This is a genomic window from Nocardia sichangensis, assembly GCF_047200615.1.
Taxonomy (GTDB): domain Bacteria; phylum Actinomycetota; class Actinomycetes; order Mycobacteriales; family Mycobacteriaceae; genus Nocardia; species Nocardia sichangensis.
In genome coordinates this window covers 1-1,115 of record NZ_JBJZOK010000117.1, presented here as the reverse complement: position 1 = coordinate 1,115, position 1,115 = coordinate 1, and the positions used below count along the sequence as shown (strand labels likewise).

1 protein-coding gene is annotated in these 1,115 nt (G+C 66.7%); it reads left to right on the top strand.

The window, feature by feature from the left end; genetic code table 11:
• Positions 1–116 precede the first annotated feature (116 nt).
• Entirely contained in the window at positions 117–1,115 is a 999-nt protein-coding gene (locus tag ACL03I_RS39365) for an IS481 family transposase (protein WP_412808651.1), read from the top strand.

Genomic DNA, 1,115 nt, shown 5'->3' with positions numbered 1-1,115 from the left:
TGTGATGTCCAGGGAGGTTGTACCGGGTTGGAACGGTGAGCCTGTGTGACTGGTGAAGGCCTCCGGCGGTGAAGTGGAGCTGTCGAATTCACCGCTTCACCGATCCGGAGGCCTTCGTGTCCCACGCTAACGCAGCGTTGACCCCGCGTGCTCGTCTACGACTGGCCCAGCTCGTCGTCGACCGCGGCTGGAGCTATACCGCAGCAGCGAAAATGTTCATGGTCTCCCCGCGAACCGCCAGGAAATGGTCCGACCGCTACCGCGGCGAGGGTCCTGCCGGGATGGCCGACCGCAGCTCGCGTCCGATGACCAGCCCGGCCAAGACCCCGCCACACGCGGTACGCCGGATCGTGCGGCTTCGGTGGCGTCACCGGCTCGGACCGATCCAGATCGCCGGCCTGCTGGCGATGCCGGCCTCGACCGTGCACGCGGTGCTGACCCGGTGCCGGATCAACCGTTTGTCGCGCATCGACAGGGTCACCGGCGAACCGCTGCGCCGCTACGAACACCCCCATCCCGGGTCGCTGATCCATGTCGACGTCACCAAGTTCGCCAACATCCCCGACGGCGGCGGGCACAAGTTCCTCGACCGCCGCGCCAGCAAGTCCAACGCCCGCGCCACCGCCCACCGAACCGGCAAGCGCGGCAACAACTACCGGCCCGCCATCGGCACCGCATACGTGCACACCGTCATCGACGACCACTCCCGCCTCGCCTACGCCGAGATCCACTCCGACGAGAAGGCCGCCACCGCGATCGGTGTGCTGCAGCGGGCCGTGGCATGGCTGGCCGACCACGGCGTCGCCACCGAACGGGTGCTGTCGGACAACGGCTCGGCCTACAAATCACATGCCTGGCGCGATGCCTGCACCGAACTGGGCATCACCCACAAACGCACCCGCCCCTACCGGCCACAAACCAACGGAAAGATCGAACGCTTCCACCGCACCATGGCCGAGGGCTGGGCTTACGCCCGGCTGTATGAATCCACCGAACAACGCAACACAACCCTGCCCGCATGGCTCCACTTCTACAATCACCACCGAGCCCACTCCGCCCTCGGAGGTCGGCCACCGGTCACCCGGCTGACCAACCTCCCTGTACATCACAACTAG